Source organism: Klebsiella sp. 141198, assembly GCF_050600785.1.
Classification (GTDB): domain Bacteria; phylum Pseudomonadota; class Gammaproteobacteria; order Enterobacterales; family Enterobacteriaceae; genus Klebsiella; species Klebsiella aerogenes.
In genome coordinates this window covers 292,582-310,429 of record NZ_JAQIRM010000004.1, presented here as the reverse complement: position 1 = coordinate 310,429, position 17,848 = coordinate 292,582, and the positions used below count along the sequence as shown (strand labels likewise).

Annotated in this window: 14 protein-coding genes; 8 read left to right on the top strand and 6 right to left on the bottom strand. The window is 57.6% G+C overall.

Annotated elements, in window-relative coordinates; all coding sequences use genetic code 11:
• Positions 1–76 precede the first annotated feature (76 nt).
• From hutU to PGR10_RS15310, 3 genes are all read left to right on the top strand, one after another.
• A complete protein-coding gene (hutU, locus tag PGR10_RS15320; protein ID WP_015367623.1) occupies positions 77–1,765 on the top strand; it encodes a urocanate hydratase in 1,689 nt (562 codons plus the stop codon).
• Entirely contained in the window at positions 1,762–3,297 is a 1,536-nt protein-coding gene (gene hutH / locus PGR10_RS15315; protein ID WP_430923734.1) for a histidine ammonia-lyase, read from the top strand. Before hutU ends, hutH begins: the two co-directional genes overlap by 4 nt.
• Positions 3,298–3,396: 99 nt before the next feature.
• Positions 3,397–4,779: an amino acid permease gene (locus PGR10_RS15310; RefSeq protein WP_015367620.1), complete on the top strand. Its 1,383-nt coding sequence runs from the start codon at positions 3,397–3,399 to the stop codon at positions 4,777–4,779.
• Between the two features lie 100 nt (positions 4,780–4,879).
• Here the strand turns inward: PGR10_RS15310 and PGR10_RS15305 are convergent, their stop codons facing one another.
• Positions 4,880–5,356 (bottom strand): kinase inhibitor, encoded by a 477-nt coding sequence (locus tag PGR10_RS15305; protein ID WP_015704792.1) that lies wholly within the window; start codon positions 5,354–5,356, stop codon positions 4,880–4,882.
• 70 nt (positions 5,357–5,426) lie between these two features.
• Positions 5,427–6,716 (bottom strand): adenosylmethionine--8-amino-7-oxononanoate transaminase, encoded by a 1,290-nt coding sequence (bioA, locus tag PGR10_RS15300; protein ID WP_430923733.1) that lies wholly within the window; start codon positions 6,714–6,716, stop codon positions 5,427–5,429.
• An 86-nt stretch (positions 6,717–6,802) separates the two neighbouring features.
• On the opposite strand from bioA, the gene bioB reads away from it, so the two are divergent.
• The 5 genes from bioB to uvrB all read left to right on the top strand — a co-directional run bounded on the left by bioB (position 6,803) and on the right by uvrB (position 13,034).
• A complete protein-coding gene (gene bioB, locus PGR10_RS15295) occupies positions 6,803–7,843 on the top strand; it encodes a biotin synthase BioB (protein WP_008805734.1) in 1,041 nt (346 codons plus the stop codon).
• On the top strand, positions 7,840–8,997 hold the full coding sequence (gene bioF / locus PGR10_RS15290) for an 8-amino-7-oxononanoate synthase (protein WP_430923732.1): 1,158 nt from the start codon (positions 7,840–7,842) through the stop codon (positions 8,995–8,997). Before bioB ends, bioF begins: the two co-directional genes overlap by 4 nt.
• Positions 8,981–9,736, top strand: a complete 756-nt coding sequence (gene bioC / locus PGR10_RS15285) for a malonyl-ACP O-methyltransferase BioC (protein ID WP_430923731.1) — start codon at positions 8,981–8,983, stop codon at positions 9,734–9,736. Before bioF ends, bioC begins: the two co-directional genes overlap by 17 nt.
• Positions 9,729–10,409: a dethiobiotin synthase gene (gene bioD, locus PGR10_RS15280; protein ID WP_430923730.1), complete on the top strand. Its 681-nt coding sequence runs from the start codon at positions 9,729–9,731 to the stop codon at positions 10,407–10,409. Before bioC ends, bioD begins: the two co-directional genes overlap by 8 nt.
• Before the next feature lie 609 nt (positions 10,410–11,018).
• Positions 11,019–13,034, top strand: coding sequence for an excinuclease ABC subunit UvrB (gene uvrB / locus PGR10_RS15275; RefSeq protein ID WP_087860040.1), 2,016 nt, complete (start codon positions 11,019–11,021; stop codon positions 13,032–13,034).
• Between the two features lie 205 nt (positions 13,035–13,239).
• On the opposite strand, the gene pmrB is transcribed toward uvrB, so the two are convergent.
• The 4 genes from pmrB to yvcK all read right to left on the bottom strand — a co-directional run bounded on the left by pmrB (position 13,240) and on the right by yvcK (position 17,669).
• Entirely contained in the window at positions 13,240–14,337 is a 1,098-nt protein-coding gene (gene pmrB / locus PGR10_RS15270) for a two-component system sensor histidine kinase PmrB (protein WP_308958750.1), read from the bottom strand.
• A gap of 4 nt (positions 14,338–14,341) precedes the next feature.
• Positions 14,342–15,013, bottom strand: a complete 672-nt coding sequence (gene pmrA / locus PGR10_RS15265) for a two-component system response regulator PmrA (RefSeq protein ID WP_032705592.1) — start codon at positions 15,011–15,013, stop codon at positions 14,342–14,344.
• Positions 15,010–16,653: a phosphoethanolamine transferase EptA gene (eptA, locus tag PGR10_RS15260; RefSeq protein WP_087860038.1), complete on the bottom strand. Its 1,644-nt coding sequence runs from the start codon at positions 16,651–16,653 to the stop codon at positions 15,010–15,012. Before eptA ends, pmrA begins: the two co-directional genes overlap by 4 nt.
• 110 nt (positions 16,654–16,763) lie before the next feature.
• Positions 16,764–17,669 carry a uridine diphosphate-N-acetylglucosamine-binding protein YvcK gene (gene yvcK / locus PGR10_RS15255; RefSeq protein ID WP_087860037.1) on the bottom strand — a complete coding sequence of 302 codons (906 nt, stop codon included), beginning with the start codon at positions 17,667–17,669 and terminating at the stop codon, positions 16,764–16,766.
• Positions 17,670–17,848 lie beyond the last annotated feature (179 nt).

Here is a 17,848-nt window from a genome sequence, read left to right as displayed (position 1 = left end):
ATCCTGGCTTGCGTAGAGTTGTATAGACAAGTATATGTATCTACGTACACAACGTTAATTGTCAGGAGAAACCCCGATGTCGCAAAGCAAATATCGCCAGCTGGACGTACGTGCCCCGAGAGGCACGACGCTGACCGCCAAGAGCTGGTTGACCGAAGCGCCGCTGCGTATGTTAATGAATAACCTCGATCCCGATGTCGCCGAAAACCCGCATGAGCTGGTGGTCTATGGCGGTATTGGTCGCGCTGCGCGCAACTGGGAATGCTATGACGCTATCGTGAAGGCGCTGAAAAACCTGGAAAGCGATGAGACCCTGCTGGTGCAGTCCGGTAAACCGGTCGGCGTATTTAAAACGCATGAAAACTCGCCGCGCGTGCTGATCGCTAACTCCAACCTGGTTCCGCACTGGGCTACCTGGGAACACTTCAACGAACTGGATGCCAAAGGGCTGGCGATGTACGGCCAGATGACCGCCGGCAGCTGGATCTACATCGGTAGCCAGGGCATCGTACAGGGCACCTATGAAACCTTCGTCGAAGCCGGTCGCCAGCACTATCAGGGCAGCCTGAAAGGCCGCTGGGTGTTAACCGCCGGTCTGGGCGGCATGGGCGGCGCGCAGCCGCTGGCCGCGACGCTGGCAGGCGCCTGCTCGCTGAACATTGAATGTCAGCAGAGCCGCATCGATTTCCGTCTGCGTACCCGCTACGTGGATGAACAGGCCACTTCTCTGGATGACGCCCTGGCGCGCATCAAAAAATATACCGCCGAAGGCCGCGCTATCTCTATCGCGCTGTGCGGCAACGCCGCGGATATCGTTCCGGAACTGGTGAAACGCGGCGTGCGCCCGGATATGGTCACCGACCAGACCAGCGCCCACGACCCGCTGCATGGCTATCTGCCGAAAGGCTGGAGCTGGGAAGAGTATCAGCAGAAAGCCGAATCCGATCCGCAAGGCACTATCCTGGCGGCGAAACGCTCGATGGCCGACCACGTTCAGGCGATGCTGGCCTTTAATGAAATGGGCGTACCGACCTTCGACTACGGCAACAACATCCGCCAGATGGCGCAGGAAATGGGCGTCAGCAACGCCTTCGATTTCCCGGGCTTCGTGCCGGCGTATATCCGTCCGCTGTTCTGCCGCGGTATCGGCCCGTTCCGTTGGGTGGCGCTGTCCGGCGATCCGCAGGATATCTACAAAACCGATGCGAAAGTGAAAGAGATCATTAAAGATGATAAGCATCTGCACCACTGGCTGGATATGGCGCGCGAGCGCATTAGCTTCCAGGGACTGCCGGCGCGTATCTGCTGGGTAGGTCTGGAGTGGCGGCAGAAGCTGGGGCTGGCCTTTAACGAAATGGTGCGTAGCGGCGAAGTCTCCGCGCCGATCGTGATTGGCCGCGATCACCTTGATTCCGGCTCCGTCGCCAGCCCGAACCGCGAAACCGAAGCCATGCGCGACGGTTCGGATGCGGTATCCGACTGGCCGCTGCTCAACGCACTGCTTAACACCGCCAGCGGCGCGACCTGGGTCTCGTTGCACCACGGCGGTGGCGTAGGCATGGGCTTCTCGCAGCACTCCGGGATGGTTATCGTCTGTGATGGTACCGATGAAGCGGCGGCGCGTATCGCTCGCGTCCTGCATAATGACCCGGCGACCGGCGTAATGCGTCATGCCGATGCGGGTTACGATATCGCCATTGAATGTGCGGCGGAACAGGGTCTGAATCTTCCGATGGTTGCGGCAACGCAGGGGAACGCTAAATGAAATCTTTAACGCTAATTCCGGGGCAACTGAGCCTGTCGCAGCTCCGCGACGTTTACAGCCACCCGCTGAACATCACCCTCGATAGCAGCGCGTTTGCGGCAATCGATGAGAGCGTGGCCTGCGTCAACGCCATCCTTGCCGAAGGGCGGACCGCCTACGGTATTAACACCGGTTTTGGCCTGCTGGCCCAGACCCGTATCTCGACGGAAGATCTGGAGAACCTGCAGCGTTCACTGGTGTTATCCCATGCGGCGGGCGTTGGCGAGCCGCTGGACGATGATCTGGCGCGCCTGATTATGGTGCTGAAGATTAACAGCCTGTCTCGCGGCTTCTCCGGGATCCGCCTGAGCGTGATCCAGGCGCTGATTGGCCTGGTCAATGCCAGCGTGACGCCGTGGATCCCGGCGAAAGGTTCCGTCGGCGCCTCCGGCGACCTCGCGCCGCTGGCGCATATGTCGCTGACGCTACTTGGTGAAGGCAAAGCGCGGGTACGCGGCGGCGAATGGCTGCCGGCGACGGAAGCGTTACGTCAGGCGGGGCTGGAACCGATTACCCTGGCGGCGAAAGAAGGTCTGGCGCTGCTGAACGGCACCCAAGCGTCGACGGCCTTTGCGCTGCGCGGCCTGTTCGAAGCCGAAGATCTGTTCGCCTCAGCGGTCGTTTGCGGAGCGTTAACCACCGAAGCGGCGCTGGGCTCGCGTCGTCCGTTCGATGCGCGTATTCATGAGGTACGCGGCCAGCGTGGCCAGATTGATGCGGCGGCGCTGTATCGCCACCTGTTGACCGATGACAGCGCGATTTCGCAGTCGCACCATAACTGCGCCAAGGTACAAGATCCGTACTCTCTGCGCTGTCAGCCGCAGGTGATGGGCGCCTGCCTGACGCAGATCCGCCAGGCGGCGGAAGTACTGTTAGCCGAAGCGAATGCGGTCTCCGATAACCCGCTGGTCTTTGCCGCTGAAAATGACGTCATCTCCGGCGGTAACTTCCATGCCGAACCGGTAGCGATGGCGGCGGATAATATCGCGCTGGCGATCGCGGAAATCGGCTCGCTCTCCGAGCGCCGTATCGCGCTGATGATGGACAGCCATATGTCGCAGCTGCCGCCGTTCCTCGTCAAAAATGGCGGCGTCAACTCCGGCTTTATGATTGCTCAGGTCACGGCGGCGGCTTTAGCCAGTGAAAACAAAGCGCTGTCGCACCCGCATAGCGTTGACAGCCTGCCAACTTCCGCGAACCAGGAAGACCACGTCTCGATGGCGCCAGCTGCCGGTCGTCGCCTGTGGGCGATGGCGGAAAACACCCGTGGGGTGCTGGCCGTCGAGTGGCTGGCGGCGGCGCAGGGGCTAGATATGCGCGAAGGGCTGACCACCAGTCCGCTGCTGGAAGAGGCGCGTCATCTGCTGCGCGAACGCGTGCCGCATTATACCCAAGACCGTTTCTTCGCTCCTGATATTGAAAATGCCACCGAGCTTTTGGCCGCACGTCACCTGACGCGTCTGCTGCCTGCCGTATTGCCTGGCCTGAATTAATCACCGTTGTTCTCTGTACCCGCGTCGGGGGGATGTCATCTCCCCGACCGTCCTACATCGCATATTTGTCGTCATATAAAAAAACCAGGACACCTGTATATGCAACAACAACACAAACCGCATCTGCTGCGCGGGCTGAATGCCCGACACATTCGTTTTATTGCGCTCGGTTCCGCTATCGGCACCGGGCTGTTCTACGGTTCGGCCTCCGCCATTAAGGCGGCGGGGCCGGCGGTACTGCTGGCCTATCTGATAGGCGGCGCGGCGGTCTTTATGGTCATGCGCGCGCTGGGTGAAATGGCGGTGCGCAATCCGGTTTCCGGCTCTTTCGGCAGCTACGCCCGCCAGTATCTTGGGCCGCTGGCCGGATTTATTACCGGCTGGACCTATACCTTTGAAATGGTTATCGTGGCGCTGGCCGACGTCACCGCATTCGGTATCTATATGGGGTTGTGGTATCCCGATGTGCCGCGCTGGATCTGGATCCTTAGTATCATCTTCTTTATTGGCGCGATGAACCTGTGCAACGTACGGGTGTTCGGCGAGATGGAGTTCTGGCTGTCGCTGATTAAAGTGGTGGCGATTATCGCCATGATGGCGGCGGGCGCAGGGATCATCTTCTTTGGCTTTGGCCATAGTTTCCCGGCCACCGGGCTGGAAAATCTGTGGAGCCACGGCGGCTTTGCGCCAAATGGCTGGCAGGGGATCATCGCTTCGCTTGGCATCGTGATGTTCGCTTTCGGCGGCGTGGAAATTATCGGCGTCACGGCGGCGGAAGCGCAGAACCCGAAGAAGGTCATCCCGCAGGCCATCAACACCATTCCGCTGCGTATTATTCTGTTTTACGTCTGCACCCTGGCGGTGCTGATGGCGATCTTCCCGTGGAATAGTTTTGGCGAGCAGGGCAGTCCGTTTGTGCTGATCTTCGATGGTCTCGGGATCCCGGCGGCGGCGACCGTGCTGAATATCATCGTGATTAGCGCCAGTATCTCGGCGATTAACAGCGATATTTTTGGCGCCGGGCGCATGATGTACGGTATGTCGAAAGAGGGGCTGGCGCCGAAGTGCTTCCAGCGAATCGCCAGCAACGGCGTCCCCTGGATGACGGTCGTGGTGATGGGCGTGGCGCTGCTGGTGGCGGTGGTGCTTAACTATCTGATGCCGGAACAGGTATTTGTATTGATTGCCTCGCTGGCGGCGTTCGCCACCGTCTGGGTGTGGCTGATGATCCTGCTCTCTCATTTCTCAATGCGCCGCGGTTTGTCGGCCGAAGAGCGTAGTAAGATCGAATTCCCGATCCCCTTCTGGCCGGTTGGCCCGCTGTTGACGCTACTGTTTATGGGGCTGGTGATCGCCGTGCTGGGAATGGTGGAAGAGACGCGCGTGGCGCTGTTAGCCGGGCTGGTCTGGCTGGGGCTGCTGACGGTGGTGTGGTACGCACGCGTGCGTAAAACCGCGCTGCAGGTAGCCACTGAACAGTAAGGTCAATCTCCCCGGTGGCGCTGCGCTTACCGGGGCTACAAATGGCACTGACCGTAGCGAGTAGCCCGGATAAGGCGCAAGCCGCTATCCGGGGGGATAATTAACTGAACAGGGCGGTGATGGAAGCGCTGGCGAGCGAATGGAAATGGACATTAAAGCCGACCATCGCGCCGCTCGCCTCGGCATCGACATCAATCTTATCGATATCCAGCGCGTGCACGGTAAAAATGTAGCGGTGGGTTTCACCCTTCGGCGGCGCGGCGCCGCCGTAGCCTGCTTTACCAAAATCGGTGCGGGTCTGAATGGCCTCTTCCGGTAGCTCCGCCTGACCGGAACCGGCCCCCTGCGGCAAAACCCGAGTATCGGCAGGCAGGTTGGCTACCACCCAGTGCCACCAGCCGGAGCCGGTCGGCGCATCCGGGTCGTAGCAGGTAACGACAAAGCTTTTAGTTCCCGCAGGGACGTCGTCCCACATCAGATGCGGCGAAAGATTATCGCCATCGTACCCCATACCGTTGAATACGTGACGATTAGGCAGCTTGCCGCCGTCTTGCAGATCGTGACTGGTCAGTTTCATGCTTCATCCTCGTTGATAATGCGCTGATTAACAAAGAAGTGTAGCCTTCCCGACGGCGCAATTCCGCTGTTTATTCGCTAAAAAATGTTTCTTCCCGTACCGCCGCGTTGACCGCACGGGTCAGGCGAGTCAGCTGTTGTGGGCTGATGACATACGGCGGCATCAGGTAAATCAGCCGGCCAAATGGGCGGATCCACACCCCTTGTTCAACGAAAAAGCGCTGCAGAGCGGCCATGTTGACCGGATGACGGGTTTCAACCACGCCAATCGCGCCCAGTACGCGCACGTCGGCGACCCATTCTGACTCTCCTGCCGGAGCCAGCTCGGCCTTCAGCTGGGCTTCAATCGCCGCCACCTGCTGTTGCCATTCGCCGCTCTCCAGCAGGCGCAGGCTTTCGCTTGCCACCGCACAGGCCAGCGGATTGCCCATAAAGGTGGGGCCGTGCATAAAGCAGCCGGCTTCACCATCGCTGATGGTTTCAGCTACCGTTCGGGTGGTTATAGCGGCGGAAAGGGTCATGGTACCGCCGGTCAGCGCTTTACCCAGGCACAAAATATCGGCGGAAATGCCAGCGTGTTCACAGGCGAACAGTTTGCCGGTACGGCCAAAGCCGGTGGCAATCTCATCGGCGATCAGCAAAATCCCTTCCCGGTCGCACATTTTACGCACTCGCTTCAACCACTCCGGGTGGTACATGCGCATCCCGCCGGCGCCCTGGACTACCGGTTCGAGGATCACCGCGGCGATTTCGTGGCGATGCGCGGCCATCAGGCGGGCAAACGGCACCATATCCATCTCATCCCACTCGCCATCGAAGCGGCTTTGCGGCGCGGGGGCAAACAGGTTATCCGGCAGGTAGCCCTGCCACAGGCTGTGCATCGAGTTCTGCGGATCGCAGACCGACATCGCGCCGAAGGTGTCACCGTGATAGCCGTTGCGGAAGGTCAGGAAACGACGGCGCGGTTGGCCTTTAGCCTGCCAGTACTGCAGCGCCATTTTCATCGCCACTTCTACCGCCACCGAACCGGAATCGGCGAGGAAAACGCACTCCAGCGATTCCGGCGTCATCGCCACCAGTTGGCGACATAGCGCCACCGCCGACGGATGGGTGATCCCGCCGAACATCACGTGCGACATCTGGTCGATCTGCGCTTTCATCGCCGCATTCAGGCGCGGGTGATTGTAGCCGTGGATCGCCGCCCACCAGGATGACATGCCATCAATCAGCTGTTCGCCGCCGGCGAGGGACAGCTCGCAACCGTGGGCGGAAACCACCGGGTAGACCGGCAGGGGGGAAGTCATAGAGGTGTAGGGGTGCCAGATGTGGCGCCGATCGAAAGCGAGATCGTCCAGTGTCATAAGCGACTTGTAAACCATTTTGAAAACATTTAGGTTTACGAGTATAAACCGAACCGCAAATTAACAAAACCTTTTTGGAGAGGCCAATGGCTCACCACGCACGCTGGACAATGTCGCAAGTTACTGAGTTATTTAATAAACCACTCATCGATCTGCTCTTTGAAGCGCAGCAAATCCACCGTCAGCATTTTGACCCGCGTCAGGTGCAGGTCAGTACGTTGCTGTCGATTAAAACCGGCGCTTGTCCGGAAGACTGTAAATATTGCCCGCAAAGCGCACGCTACAAAACCGGTCTTGAATCCGAGCGCCTGATGGAAGTCGAGCAGGTGCTGGAATCAGCGCGTCAGGCGAAAAACGCCGGCTCGACCCGCTTCTGCATGGGCGCGGCGTGGAAGAATCCCAATGACCGCGATATGCCGTATCTGGAGCAGATGGTCAAAGGCGTGAAGGCGCTTGGGCTAGAGTCGTGCATGACGCTCGGTACCCTTACCGATAGTCAGGCACAGCGCCTGGCCGGCGCGGGGCTTGATTACTACAACCATAACCTCGACACCTCACCGGAATTTTACGGCAACATCATCACCACCCGTACCTATCAGGAACGTCTGGATACGCTGGATAAGGTACGCGATGCCGGGATTAAAGTGTGCTCCGGCGGCATTGTCGGGTTGGGGGAAACCGTGAAAGATCGCGCCGGGCTGCTGCTGCAGTTGGCTAATCTGCCAACGCCGCCGGAAAGCGTGCCAATCAATATGCTGGTGAAGGTTAAGGGTACGCCGCTGGCGGATAACGACGATGTCGACGCCTTCGATTTCATCCGCACGATCGCCATTGCGCGCATCATGATGCCAACCTCCTACGTGCGTCTGTCCGCCGGGCGCGAGCAGATGAACGAGCAGACCCAGGCGATGTGCTTTATGGCCGGGGCTAACTCGATTTTCTATGGCTGCAAGCTGCTGACGACGCCTAACCCGGAAGAAGATAAAGACCTGCAGCTGTTCCGCAAGCTGGGGATCAATCCGCAGCAGACGGCGGTACTGGAAGGTGATAATGAGCAGCAGCAGCGCCTGGAGCAGGCCTTACTCACCCCAGACACTGAGGAATACTACAACGCGGCGGCGCTATGAGCTGGCAGCAACGAATCGATCGGGCGCTGGACGAACGGCGGGCGGCGGATGCTTTCCGCCGCCGCCTGCCGGTAAGCCACGGCGCCGGACGCTGGCTGGAGCGAGAAGGGGAGCGCTGGCTCAACTTCTCCAGTAATGACTACCTGGGCCTGAGCCAGCATGATGCGATTATCGCCGCCTGGCAGCAGGGGGCGGAACGTTATGGCGTCGGTTCTGGCGGATCGGGTCACGTTAGCGGCTATAGTCAGGCACATCGCGAGCTGGAAGAAGAACTTGCCGACTGGCTGGGCTACCCGCGCGCGTTGCTGTTTATCTCCGGCTTTGCCGCGAATCAGGCGTTGATTGCTGCGCTTGCGGAAAAAGACGATCGGATTGTGGCCGATCGCCTGAGCCATGCCTCCCTGCTGGAAGCGGCAAGCCTCAGCCCGGCGCAGCTGCGCCGCTTTATTCACAATGACCCGCAACAGCTTGCTCAATTGCTGGCGAAACCGCTGGACGGCCAGCAGTTAGTCGTTACCGAAGGGATTTTCAGCATGGACGGCGACAGCGCGCCGCTCGCTGATATTCAGGCGGCAGCCCGCAGCGCCGGAGCATTATTTCTGGTTGATGATGCGCATGGAATCGGGGCGATTGGCGATGAAGGGCGAGGAAGCTGTCATACGCAGGCGGTTCGTCCGGAGCTGCTGGTGGTCACCTTCGGCAAGGCGTTTGGGGTGAGCGGCGCGGCGGTACTGTGCAGTGAATCGATGGCCGATTATCTGCTGCAGTTTGCCCGTCATCTCATCTACAGCACCGCGATGCCGCCGGCGCAGGCGGTAGCGTTAAGCGCGGCGTTGCGGATCATTCGTAGCGATGAGGGCCAGCAGCGGCGGGAAATCTTGAGCGCCCGCATCCGTCAGTTCCGCGCAGGAATGGGCGATATTTCGCTGGGCCTGACCGATTCCCGGAGCGCGATTCAGCCGTTGATCGTCGGCGATAACGCGCGAGCGCTGGCTCTGGCATCCAGCCTACGCGAGGCCGGCTGTTGGGCTACCGCCATTCGTCCGCCGACGGTTCCTGTCGGCGGCGCGCGTCTGCGCCTCACTTTGACCGCCGCTCATCAGGCTGAAGACATTGCGCGTTTACTGGAGGTGCTGCATGGCTACGGTGAATAAGCAGGCGGTGGCCGCGGCGTTTGGTCGGGCGGCCAGCGGCTATACGCAACATGATGAGCTGCAGCGCCACAGCGCCGAATTGCTACTGCGCCAGTTGGCGAAAGGTGATTTCCCCCAGGTGCTGGACGCCGGTTGCGGCCCTGGCAGCATGAGCCGTTACTGGCGCGAAGCAGGAAGCGAAGTTACCGCGCTGGATCTTTCCGCCGGGATGTTGGCGCAGGCGCAACGCAACGGCGCCGCGCAGCATTATCTGCAGGGCGATATCGAAGCGCTGCCGCTGCCGGATGCCTGCTTCGATCTGGCATGGAGCAACCTGGCGGTGCAGTGGTGTGACGATTTGAGCGCGGCAATCGGCGAACTGTGCCGGGTGGTGCGGCCCGGCGGACGGGTGGCGTTCACCACGCTGCTCGCCGGATCGCTACCGGAACTCAATCAAGCGTGGCGGGCAGTCGACGACCATCCCCATGCCAACCGTTTTCTCAGCGAACAGGCGGTAAGGGCGGCGCTGAGCGGCCTGCGCGCCGAAGGCGTCGTGCATCAGATTAGCTTACCGTTCGCCGACGCGTTAAGCGCCATGCGCTCGCTAAAGGGGATTGGCGCAACCCACTTACATCAGGGCCGGACGTCTGCGCCGCTTAGCCGCGGTAAGCTGCGCGAATTGCAGCTTGCCTGGCCGCAACAGCAGGGCCAGTGCCCGCTGACGTATCATCTTTTTACAGGAGTCATTGAACGTGACTAAACGTTTCTTCGTCACCGGAACCGATACTGAAGTCGGTAAAACCGTCGCCAGCAGCGCGCTGCTGCAGGCGGCGAATCAGCTGGGATTTAACACCGCAGGCTATAAACCGGTGGCTTCCGGTAGCGACATGACCGCAAATGGGTTACGCAATGAAGATGCGCTGGCCCTGCAGTGCAATAGCCGGGTGGCGCTGCGCTATGAACAGGTTAACCCTTATACCTTTGCCGAGCCGACCTCGCCGCATATTATTAGCGCCGATGAAGGGCGACCAATCGCCGCGACGACGCTTTCCAACGGCTTGCGCGAACTTGAGCGCCTGGCAGACTGGGTGCTGGTGGAAGGGGCGGGCGGCTGGTTTACGCCGCTCTCGGAAACCCTGACCTTCGCCGACTGGGCGCAGCAGGAGCAATTGCCGGTGATTTTAGTGGTTGGCGTCAAACTCGGCTGTATCAATCACGCGATGCTCACCGCCCAGGCGGTACGCGAAGCCGGGCTGCCGCTCGTGGGCTGGATCGCCAACGATATCCAGCCGCCGGGTAAACGCCATCGCGAATATCTGCAAACCTTAACGCGGGTATTGCCAGCGCCGCTGCTGGGGGAAATTCCCTGGCTTGCCGACGCATCGCAGCGTAAGGAACTCGCGCATTACCTGGATCTGAGCCCACTGCAATAACCCCCATAAGCCTGCGAGACGGCTCTATTTTTTGTTGACAGGACGATGAAATGTGGTCCAGGAAACGCAAAAAATCCAGCCGTCTTTAGCTGATAAATATCAAAAAAAATTCGATAATTTTTTTTAGCCGCGGGCTTTGGTCCGATGAGACTTTTCTGCCGGGTGGCAGACCTCGCGGCCTGCAGACAGTTATCCACTATTCCTGTGGATAACCTTGTGTATTAGAGTTAGAAAACTTGCGGTAAGCTAGAGAGTACGCGGCCTGCGAGCAAATTGGCGCGAAACCCGTCTTTTGGTAAATTATGTTTTATTTCAGTAAGTTAAATAAAATCAATGGCTGTCAGAAAAGTGTCACCGGCTGCCATAAAAGATTCATTACCTTGCTTGACAAATGTTAAATGATAAATGTTTCTGGGGATAACCACACAGGCTGGTGGATTATTCCGCAAAGCGCGCATTTTACGCCCGCCCTCAGAGTGCAACGCGTCCGTTTACCGCCATACAATAATGCGGTACTGTTTTTATATCCAGTGTTATTTATTGGCAAAAGTCAAACTGAAGGGTAGAATTAAACACCTGCTGGCCAATCCCATCTTCAGGTCCTGAAATATGAGCAAACCGTTCAAGCTGCACTCCGCATTCCGTCCTTCCGGCGATCAGCCCGAAGCCATCCGCCGCCTGGAAGAGGGGCTGGAAGATGGCCTTGCGCATCAGACCCTGCTTGGGGTAACCGGTTCGGGGAAAACCTTCACCATCGCCAACGTTATCGCTGATTTACAGCGCCCGACGATGGTGCTGGCGCCGAACAAAACCCTGGCGGCGCAGCTGTATGGCGAGATGAAAGAGTTCTTTCCCGAGAATGCGGTGGAGTATTTTGTCTCCTACTACGATTATTACCAGCCTGAAGCCTACGTTCCGAGCTCGGATACCTTTATCGAAAAAGACGCCTCGGTGAACGAACACATTGAGCAGATGCGTCTGTCGGCCACCAAAGCGCTGCTTGAACGGCGCGACGTGGTGGTGGTGGCTTCGGTTTCCGCCATCTACGGTCTTGGCGATCCGGATCTGTATCTGAAGATGATGCTGCATCTGACCACCGGCATGCTGATCGACCAGCGGGCGATCCTGCGTCGGCTGGCGGAACTGCAATACACCCGCAACGATCAGGCCTTCCAGCGCGGCACTTTCCGCGTGCGCGGCGAGGTTATCGATGTCTTCCCGGCGGAATCCGATGATATCGCGCTGCGTATTGAACTGTTTGACGAAGAGGTCGAACGGCTATCGCTGTTTGATCCGCTGACCGGCCACGTCGAATCGTCCATTCCACGCTATACCATCTATCCGAAGACCCACTACGTTACGCCGCGTGAGCGTATCGTTCAGGCGATGGAAGAGATCAAAGACGAGCTGGCTGACCGCCGCAAGGTACTGCTGGCGAACAACAAACTGCTTGAAGAGCAGCGGCTGAGCCAGCGCACTCAGTTCGACCTCGAAATGATGAACGAGCTGGGATACTGCTCGGGAATTGAGAACTACTCGCGCTTTCTCTCAGGGCGCGGGCCGGGCGAGCCGCCGCCGACGCTGTTCGACTACCTGCCGGCGGATGGTCTGCTGGTTATCGATGAATCGCACGTGACTATCCCGCAAATCGGCGGTATGTACCGCGGCGACCGGGCGCGTAAAGAGACGCTGGTGGAATATGGCTTTCGCCTGCCGTCTGCGCTGGATAACCGGCCGATGAAGTTCGAAGAGTTTGAAGCGCTGGCGCCGCAGACTATCTACGTTTCGGCGACGCCGGGCGCCTATGAGCTGGAAAAATCCGGCGATGAGGTGGTAGATCAGGTCGTCCGCCCAACCGGGCTGTTGGATCCGGTTATCGAGGTGCGGCCGGTGGCGACGCAGGTCGACGATCTGTTATCTGAAATCCGTACCCGTGCGGCGATTAATGAGCGCGTACTGGTGACGACGCTGACCAAACGCATGGCGGAAGATTTAACCGAATATCTGGAAGAGCATGGCGAGCGGGTGCGCTATCTGCACTCAGATATCGATACCGTCGAGCGCATGGAAATTATTCGCGATTTGCGTCTTGGCGAGTTCGACGTGCTGGTGGGTATCAACCTGCTGCGTGAAGGGCTGGATATGCCGGAAGTATCGCTGGTGGCGATACTTGATGCCGATAAAGAGGGTTTCCTGCGTTCCGAGCGATCGCTTATCCAGACCATCGGCCGCGCGGCGCGTAACGTGAACGGCAAGGCGATCCTTTACGGTGATAAAATTACGCCATCGATGGCGAAGGCGATCGGTGAAACCGAACGCCGCCGCGAGAAGCAGCAGCGTTATAACGAAGAGCACGGTATTGTGCCGCAGGGGCTGAATAAGAAAGTGGTCGATATTCTGGCGCTGGGTCAGAACATCGCGAAGACCAAAACCAAAGGCCGCGGCAAAGCCCGCTCTCCGGTGGAAGCCGATAGCGTCGAACTGACGCCGAAAGCGCTGCAGCAGAAAATACACGAGCTGGAAGGGCAAATGATGCAGCACGCGCAGAACCTTGAGTTTGAGGAAGCGGCACAGATTCGCGATCAATTGCATCAGCTACGCGAACTGTTTATTGCGGCATCGTGAGGGCGATACGGGGAACGGTTAAAAAATGACGGCAATGCGTAATTTGCAATTGCCGTCACGCTATTTTCTTAGGATCTTAATGTTGGCTTAATTTTCTTCAGCCAAACTATCCTCAGTTTAATGAGGATAGCGCCATGCAAAAACTGACCAACCGTGAATATCTGGCCATTGCGACCGCCTTTGTGATTGTGGTCGCCTTCTTACATCAATGGGTATTAACCTTCTGACGCGAACTGCGTGGGAACAGCACCCAGGCGCGGACGCCCGGTCCGGGTTGACGGTTATGTAAAAAGAATTGCGCATCGTGCAGTTGAGCGATGCGGGTGACAATGCTTAAACCGAGGCCTATTCCACCATAGCGGCTATCCATACGGACAAACGCTTTACTCAGTTCGCCGCTCTTGGCCTCATCAATGCCCGGCCCTTCATCTTCAACTGCCAGAATCGGCGTATTTCCCGGTTTTACCGAAATCTTAATCTTCGACCCCACGGGGCTATAGCGGTGCGCATTCTCCACCAGATTGCGTAAAATCACCCGCGCCAGCGTCGCATCCCCGGAAATGAGATCCTCGCCGGCGCCGCTTTCTATCTCCAGCGTCTGCTGGCGCGCTTCGAGCATTGTTTTCAGCTCATCCTGCAGAGGCTCCACCACATCTTCGCGCAAATGCACCTGCTGGTAACTCCCGGCGGAAAACGACTGCCCGACGCGCGCCAGTTGTAGCAGCTGCGAAATGCTGTTGGTCATCTGATCGAGGCGTTGAATTAACGGATCAACGCTGACGCCGTGAACCTTCGCCAGCAGTTCCAGATGCAGGCGCAGCCCGGCAAGAGGGGTACGAAGTTCGTGGGCGACGTCGGCGGTAAACAGACGCTCGCGATCGAGCGTCAGGGTCAGCCGCGACACCAGTTGGTTAATCGCCATGGTTACTGCGGTTACTTCCGGCACCGACTCCTGCAGAATAATGGGTTGCAGATTATCCGGCGTCCGGCTTTCCAGCTCGCTCTGCAGATTTGATAGCGGACGGGTGATTTTCTTCACCGCCACCAGGCTGATATACAGCGCCAGACCGATGATCAGCAGGCTTGGCACCAGCAGGCTGGCGACCGCCTCGCGTACCTCATGCTCGACGTGCCTTTGGTTGTTATGACCCTCAATGGCGCTGGCAACCAGCAGCTGGATTTGCTCTTTGCTTTCATGCCATAGCCAAAATACGCTGATCAGCTGGCAGACCACCAGAATCGCGCCGATGGTCAGCAGCAGGCGGTGGCGCATGGTCCAGGTTTCGGTCGCAAACAGTGCCATAGCGTTATTCTGACTCCGTATTATTCACCAGCATGTAACCAAAGCCGCGGACGGTGCGGATCCGCGCTTTACCAATCTTGTCGCGCAGATTATGGATATGCACTTCGAGGGTATTGGTGGCCGGTTCGTTATCCCAGCTGTAGATATCATTGTAGAGAATTTCGCGATGCACCGGGCTGCCGGCCTTCATCATCAGGCGCGAGAGCAGGGCATACTCTTTTGGCGTCAGCTCCAGCGATTCGCCGGCCAGCCACACCTGACGGCGGGTAACATTAAGGCGCAGGTTGCCGACGGTCAGCTCATTATCGCCCTGATTATTATGGCGACGCAGCAGCGCGCGAATACGGGCGTTGAGCTCTTCAAGCGCGAAAGGTTTCACCAGGTAATCGTCAGCGCCGGTATCCAGCCCGCTGATGCGGTCGCCCACGGTATCGCGAGCGGTGAGGATGAGCACCGGCTGGGTGAATTTCTCCCGGCGCATACGCGCCAGGAAATGCAGACCGTCTTCATCCGGCAGGCCCAGGTCGAGCACCACCAGACTGTAATGGTTGCTGGCTAACGACAGCGCGGCTTCGTGCGCGGTGGCGACGCCATCGCAGACGTAGCCTTCGCTTTGCATGGCCAGGATTAACCCTTGTAACAGGAGCGCATCGTCTTCAATGACTAAGATTTTCATCTGCCGGTCTCTCTACATGGCGTTAAAAGGTCGTCTTTTGCCTGATACTCGCGGGTGTCTACCCCGAGCAGGCCAAGCAGGGTAGAGAACAGATTATCTTGAGAATAATCGTTCGTCTTAGCCTGTTGTTGCAAACACTGGCTGGATACGCCATAGCGTTGCTGATAATCCGGTGACAGCCACAGCAGCATCGGCACGTGTTTTTGCGTGTCCGGCGCTATGGAGTACGGCAGACCATGTAAATACACGCCGTCTTCACCCAGCGATTCGCCGTGGTCAGACAAATACACCAGACTGGTGGTAAATTTATCCTGTTTTGATTGCAGCAATTTTATCGCTTTATCAACTACATAGTCGACATACAAAATGGTGTTGTCGTAGGTATTGGTCAACTGTTGTTGCGTACAACTTTGGATTTCATTGGTATCGCATGTCGGAGTGAATTTTTTGAATTCAGCCGGATAGCGGTTGTAGTAGGTTGGGCCATGGCTACCAATGGTGTGCAGAACGATAATGCCATCCTGCTGTAAATTATCGATATAGCTATCCAGATTATGGAACAGCACGTCATCGTAGCACTCGCCATCAATGCACTGGCCGCTGAGGTTCAGGTTGGTGACGTTTTGGTGCGGCACGCGGTCGCAGGCGCCTTTACAGCCGCCATCGTTGTCGTTCCACAGCACCTGCACACCGGCGCGTTGCAGAATATCCAGAACGCCTTCCTGATGGTGCGCCAGTTCTTCATCGTAATGCGCGCGCGGCATATTGGAGAACATGCAGGGGACGGAAATCGCGGTTGCGGTGCCGCAGGAGGTGGTTTTCGGGAAGTACACCACATCGTCCTGCTTCAGGCGCGGGTTAGTCTCGCGATCGTAGCCGCCCAGCGAGAAATTCTCGGCGCGTGAGGTTTCTCCAAGCACCACGATGGTCAGATTTTTACGCGCGCCGTTATGCATCACCGCTTTCTGTTTGGCATCTTCGCCGATCTTCACCAGCGGCAGGTTGTCCATCCGGTTATGCGCATACCATGAGTTCAGCGCCACAATACTGTTGGAGGGACTTAACGATTTCACCAGCTCTTTATTGTTACGGAATACCGACGCGTAATCTTTGTAGAACAGCGCCGCCACCAGCACAATGAGCAGCGCTGAAACGGCGATATTGAGCAGGCGCATCGCCGCGCCGCGCCAGAAAGAGGCCGGTTTGCGAATTTTAATCCACCAGGCGACCAGAACCATCAATATCCCGGAGAGACCCAGCACGATGACCATTTTCGTCGACAGCAGGGCAAAACTTTCCGCAGGCGTCGTATCGAAGATATTAGCGATCATCGAACGGTCAATCACCACGCCGAAGGTCCAGATAAAGTACTGCGCCGAGGCGCTCAGCAGAATAAACAGGCTGATGACCACCCGGTCGAGTTTTAAGAACGAGGCGAGGGTGGTGATGATGTTCATCACGCAAATTGCCACGATCGGCATGCTGAGGAAAACCAGCCAGTTATGGAGATTGTTTACCGGCAGTAGCGGGAAAACCTGGCGATAAAAGGCCAGGTTAAGAAAGATACCGATATAGCAAGCAAAGAGAATCAAATAAGCCGTGCGGCCGAGTACCGGCCGACGTAAAGAAATAAACGACATAACGAATACCCGTAGTAGGAGATGCTCGTTATGTTGACAGCGTTATTTTAAGACAACCTTAAGATTTTAATCTGAGGCGTCATCTTGTTTAAAAGGGGGCCGGTTGAGGATTAACCTAATGCCTGAATAGCGTGTTCCAGCGCCTGGCGCAGCAGCACGCGGTCATGACGATAGGTGACATCGCTGGCGTCCAGCGCGGTCTGAATCACCAGTCGTTCTTCCATACCCTTAACATCGGCTTTCGGCCCGACGATGGCGGCATCAATCACTTTTTTGCCGACGTAATGTTCCAGAATAGTCATTCTGTCCGCCAGCGTCAGATTGGCGGCTGGGCTATGTTCCTTACCCAGGTTATCGATAAACACCATGGGCGCCGGGGTCCGCCGCAGCGCCTGGGCCATTTCGTCGAGCAGTAAAATCGGCAGCAGGCTGGTGTAGAAGCTCCCTGGCCCAATCAGGATCAGATCGGCCTCGGCGATGGCCTCAACCGCTTCGCGAGTCGCCGGCACCGGTGGGCTGAGCATCAGTTCCTGCGGGACGTGATCCAACTGATCGATATTCACTTCGCCATACACTTCATGGCCTTCATGATCGAGCGCCACCAGATCGACCGGTTGTTCCGACATCGGAATCAGGAAAGCATCTACTTTAAGCAGATTTCTGATCAAATTGATGGCCTCTAAAGGCCGTACACTCAGGTGATCCAGCGCCTTTAACATCAAATTTCCGAGGTTATGTCCGGAAAGCTCGCCATTACCGCCAAAACGATATTCAAACATCGCGGAAGCGACGCTGGGTTCGGCGATTAATTGATTAATGCAGTTGCGCATATCACCCCAGGCGATCCCACCTTCCGAGCGGCGAATTCGCCCCGTTGATCCGCCGTTATCGGTGGTGGTCACGATGCCGGTCAGGCGTGAGCCGAGCGACGAGAGCGACGACATCACCCGCCCCAGACCGTGGCCCCCGCCAAGAGCGACAACGCGGTCCAGATCGGCGAAAGTGCGATTGCGCATACGAATTCCTTCTATTCAATGTTCGGGTTTAGCGTATCCGATCTACCCCTAAAAGATAATGGCCGGTTTCCCTCAAACTGACCGATATCAATGTTAAAGTGTGATTTTTGGCTATTCTGTACTGAAAATGCAAGATATTAGCGATATATAGATGATTATATAGCGAAAATGAAAATGGC

What these genes read in the sequence shown, in the direction of transcription:
- pmrB (WP_308958750.1), bottom strand. Translation starts at nt 14,337, where the DNA reads ATGGCACTGTTTGCGACCGAAACCTGGACCATGCGCCACCGCCTGCTG.
- uvrB (WP_087860040.1), top strand. Translation starts at nt 11,019, where the DNA reads ATGAGCAAACCGTTCAAGCTGCACTCCGCATTCCGTCCTTCCGGCGAT.
- bioA (WP_430923733.1), bottom strand. Translation starts at nt 6,716, where the DNA reads ATGACACTGGACGATCTCGCTTTCGATCGGCGCCACATCTGGCACCCC.
- pmrA (WP_032705592.1), bottom strand. Translation starts at nt 15,013, where the DNA reads ATGAAAATCTTAGTCATTGAAGACGATGCGCTCCTGTTACAAGGGTTA.
- bioB (WP_008805734.1), top strand. Translation starts at nt 6,803, where the DNA reads ATGGCTCACCACGCACGCTGGACAATGTCGCAAGTTACTGAGTTATTT.
- yvcK (WP_087860037.1), bottom strand. Translation starts at nt 17,669, where the DNA reads ATGCGCAATCGCACTTTCGCCGATCTGGACCGCGTTGTCGCTCTTGGC.
- PGR10_RS15305 (WP_015704792.1), bottom strand. Translation starts at nt 5,356, where the DNA reads ATGAAACTGACCAGTCACGATCTGCAAGACGGCGGCAAGCTGCCTAAT.
- hutU (WP_015367623.1), top strand. Translation starts at nt 77, where the DNA reads ATGTCGCAAAGCAAATATCGCCAGCTGGACGTACGTGCCCCGAGAGGC.
- bioC (WP_430923731.1), top strand. Translation starts at nt 8,981, where the DNA reads ATGGCTACGGTGAATAAGCAGGCGGTGGCCGCGGCGTTTGGTCGGGCG.
- bioF (WP_430923732.1), top strand. Translation starts at nt 7,840, where the DNA reads ATGAGCTGGCAGCAACGAATCGATCGGGCGCTGGACGAACGGCGGGCG.
- PGR10_RS15310 (WP_015367620.1), top strand. Translation starts at nt 3,397, where the DNA reads ATGCAACAACAACACAAACCGCATCTGCTGCGCGGGCTGAATGCCCGA.
- eptA (WP_087860038.1), bottom strand. Translation starts at nt 16,653, where the DNA reads ATGTCGTTTATTTCTTTACGTCGGCCGGTACTCGGCCGCACGGCTTAT.
- hutH (WP_430923734.1), top strand. Translation starts at nt 1,762, where the DNA reads ATGAAATCTTTAACGCTAATTCCGGGGCAACTGAGCCTGTCGCAGCTC.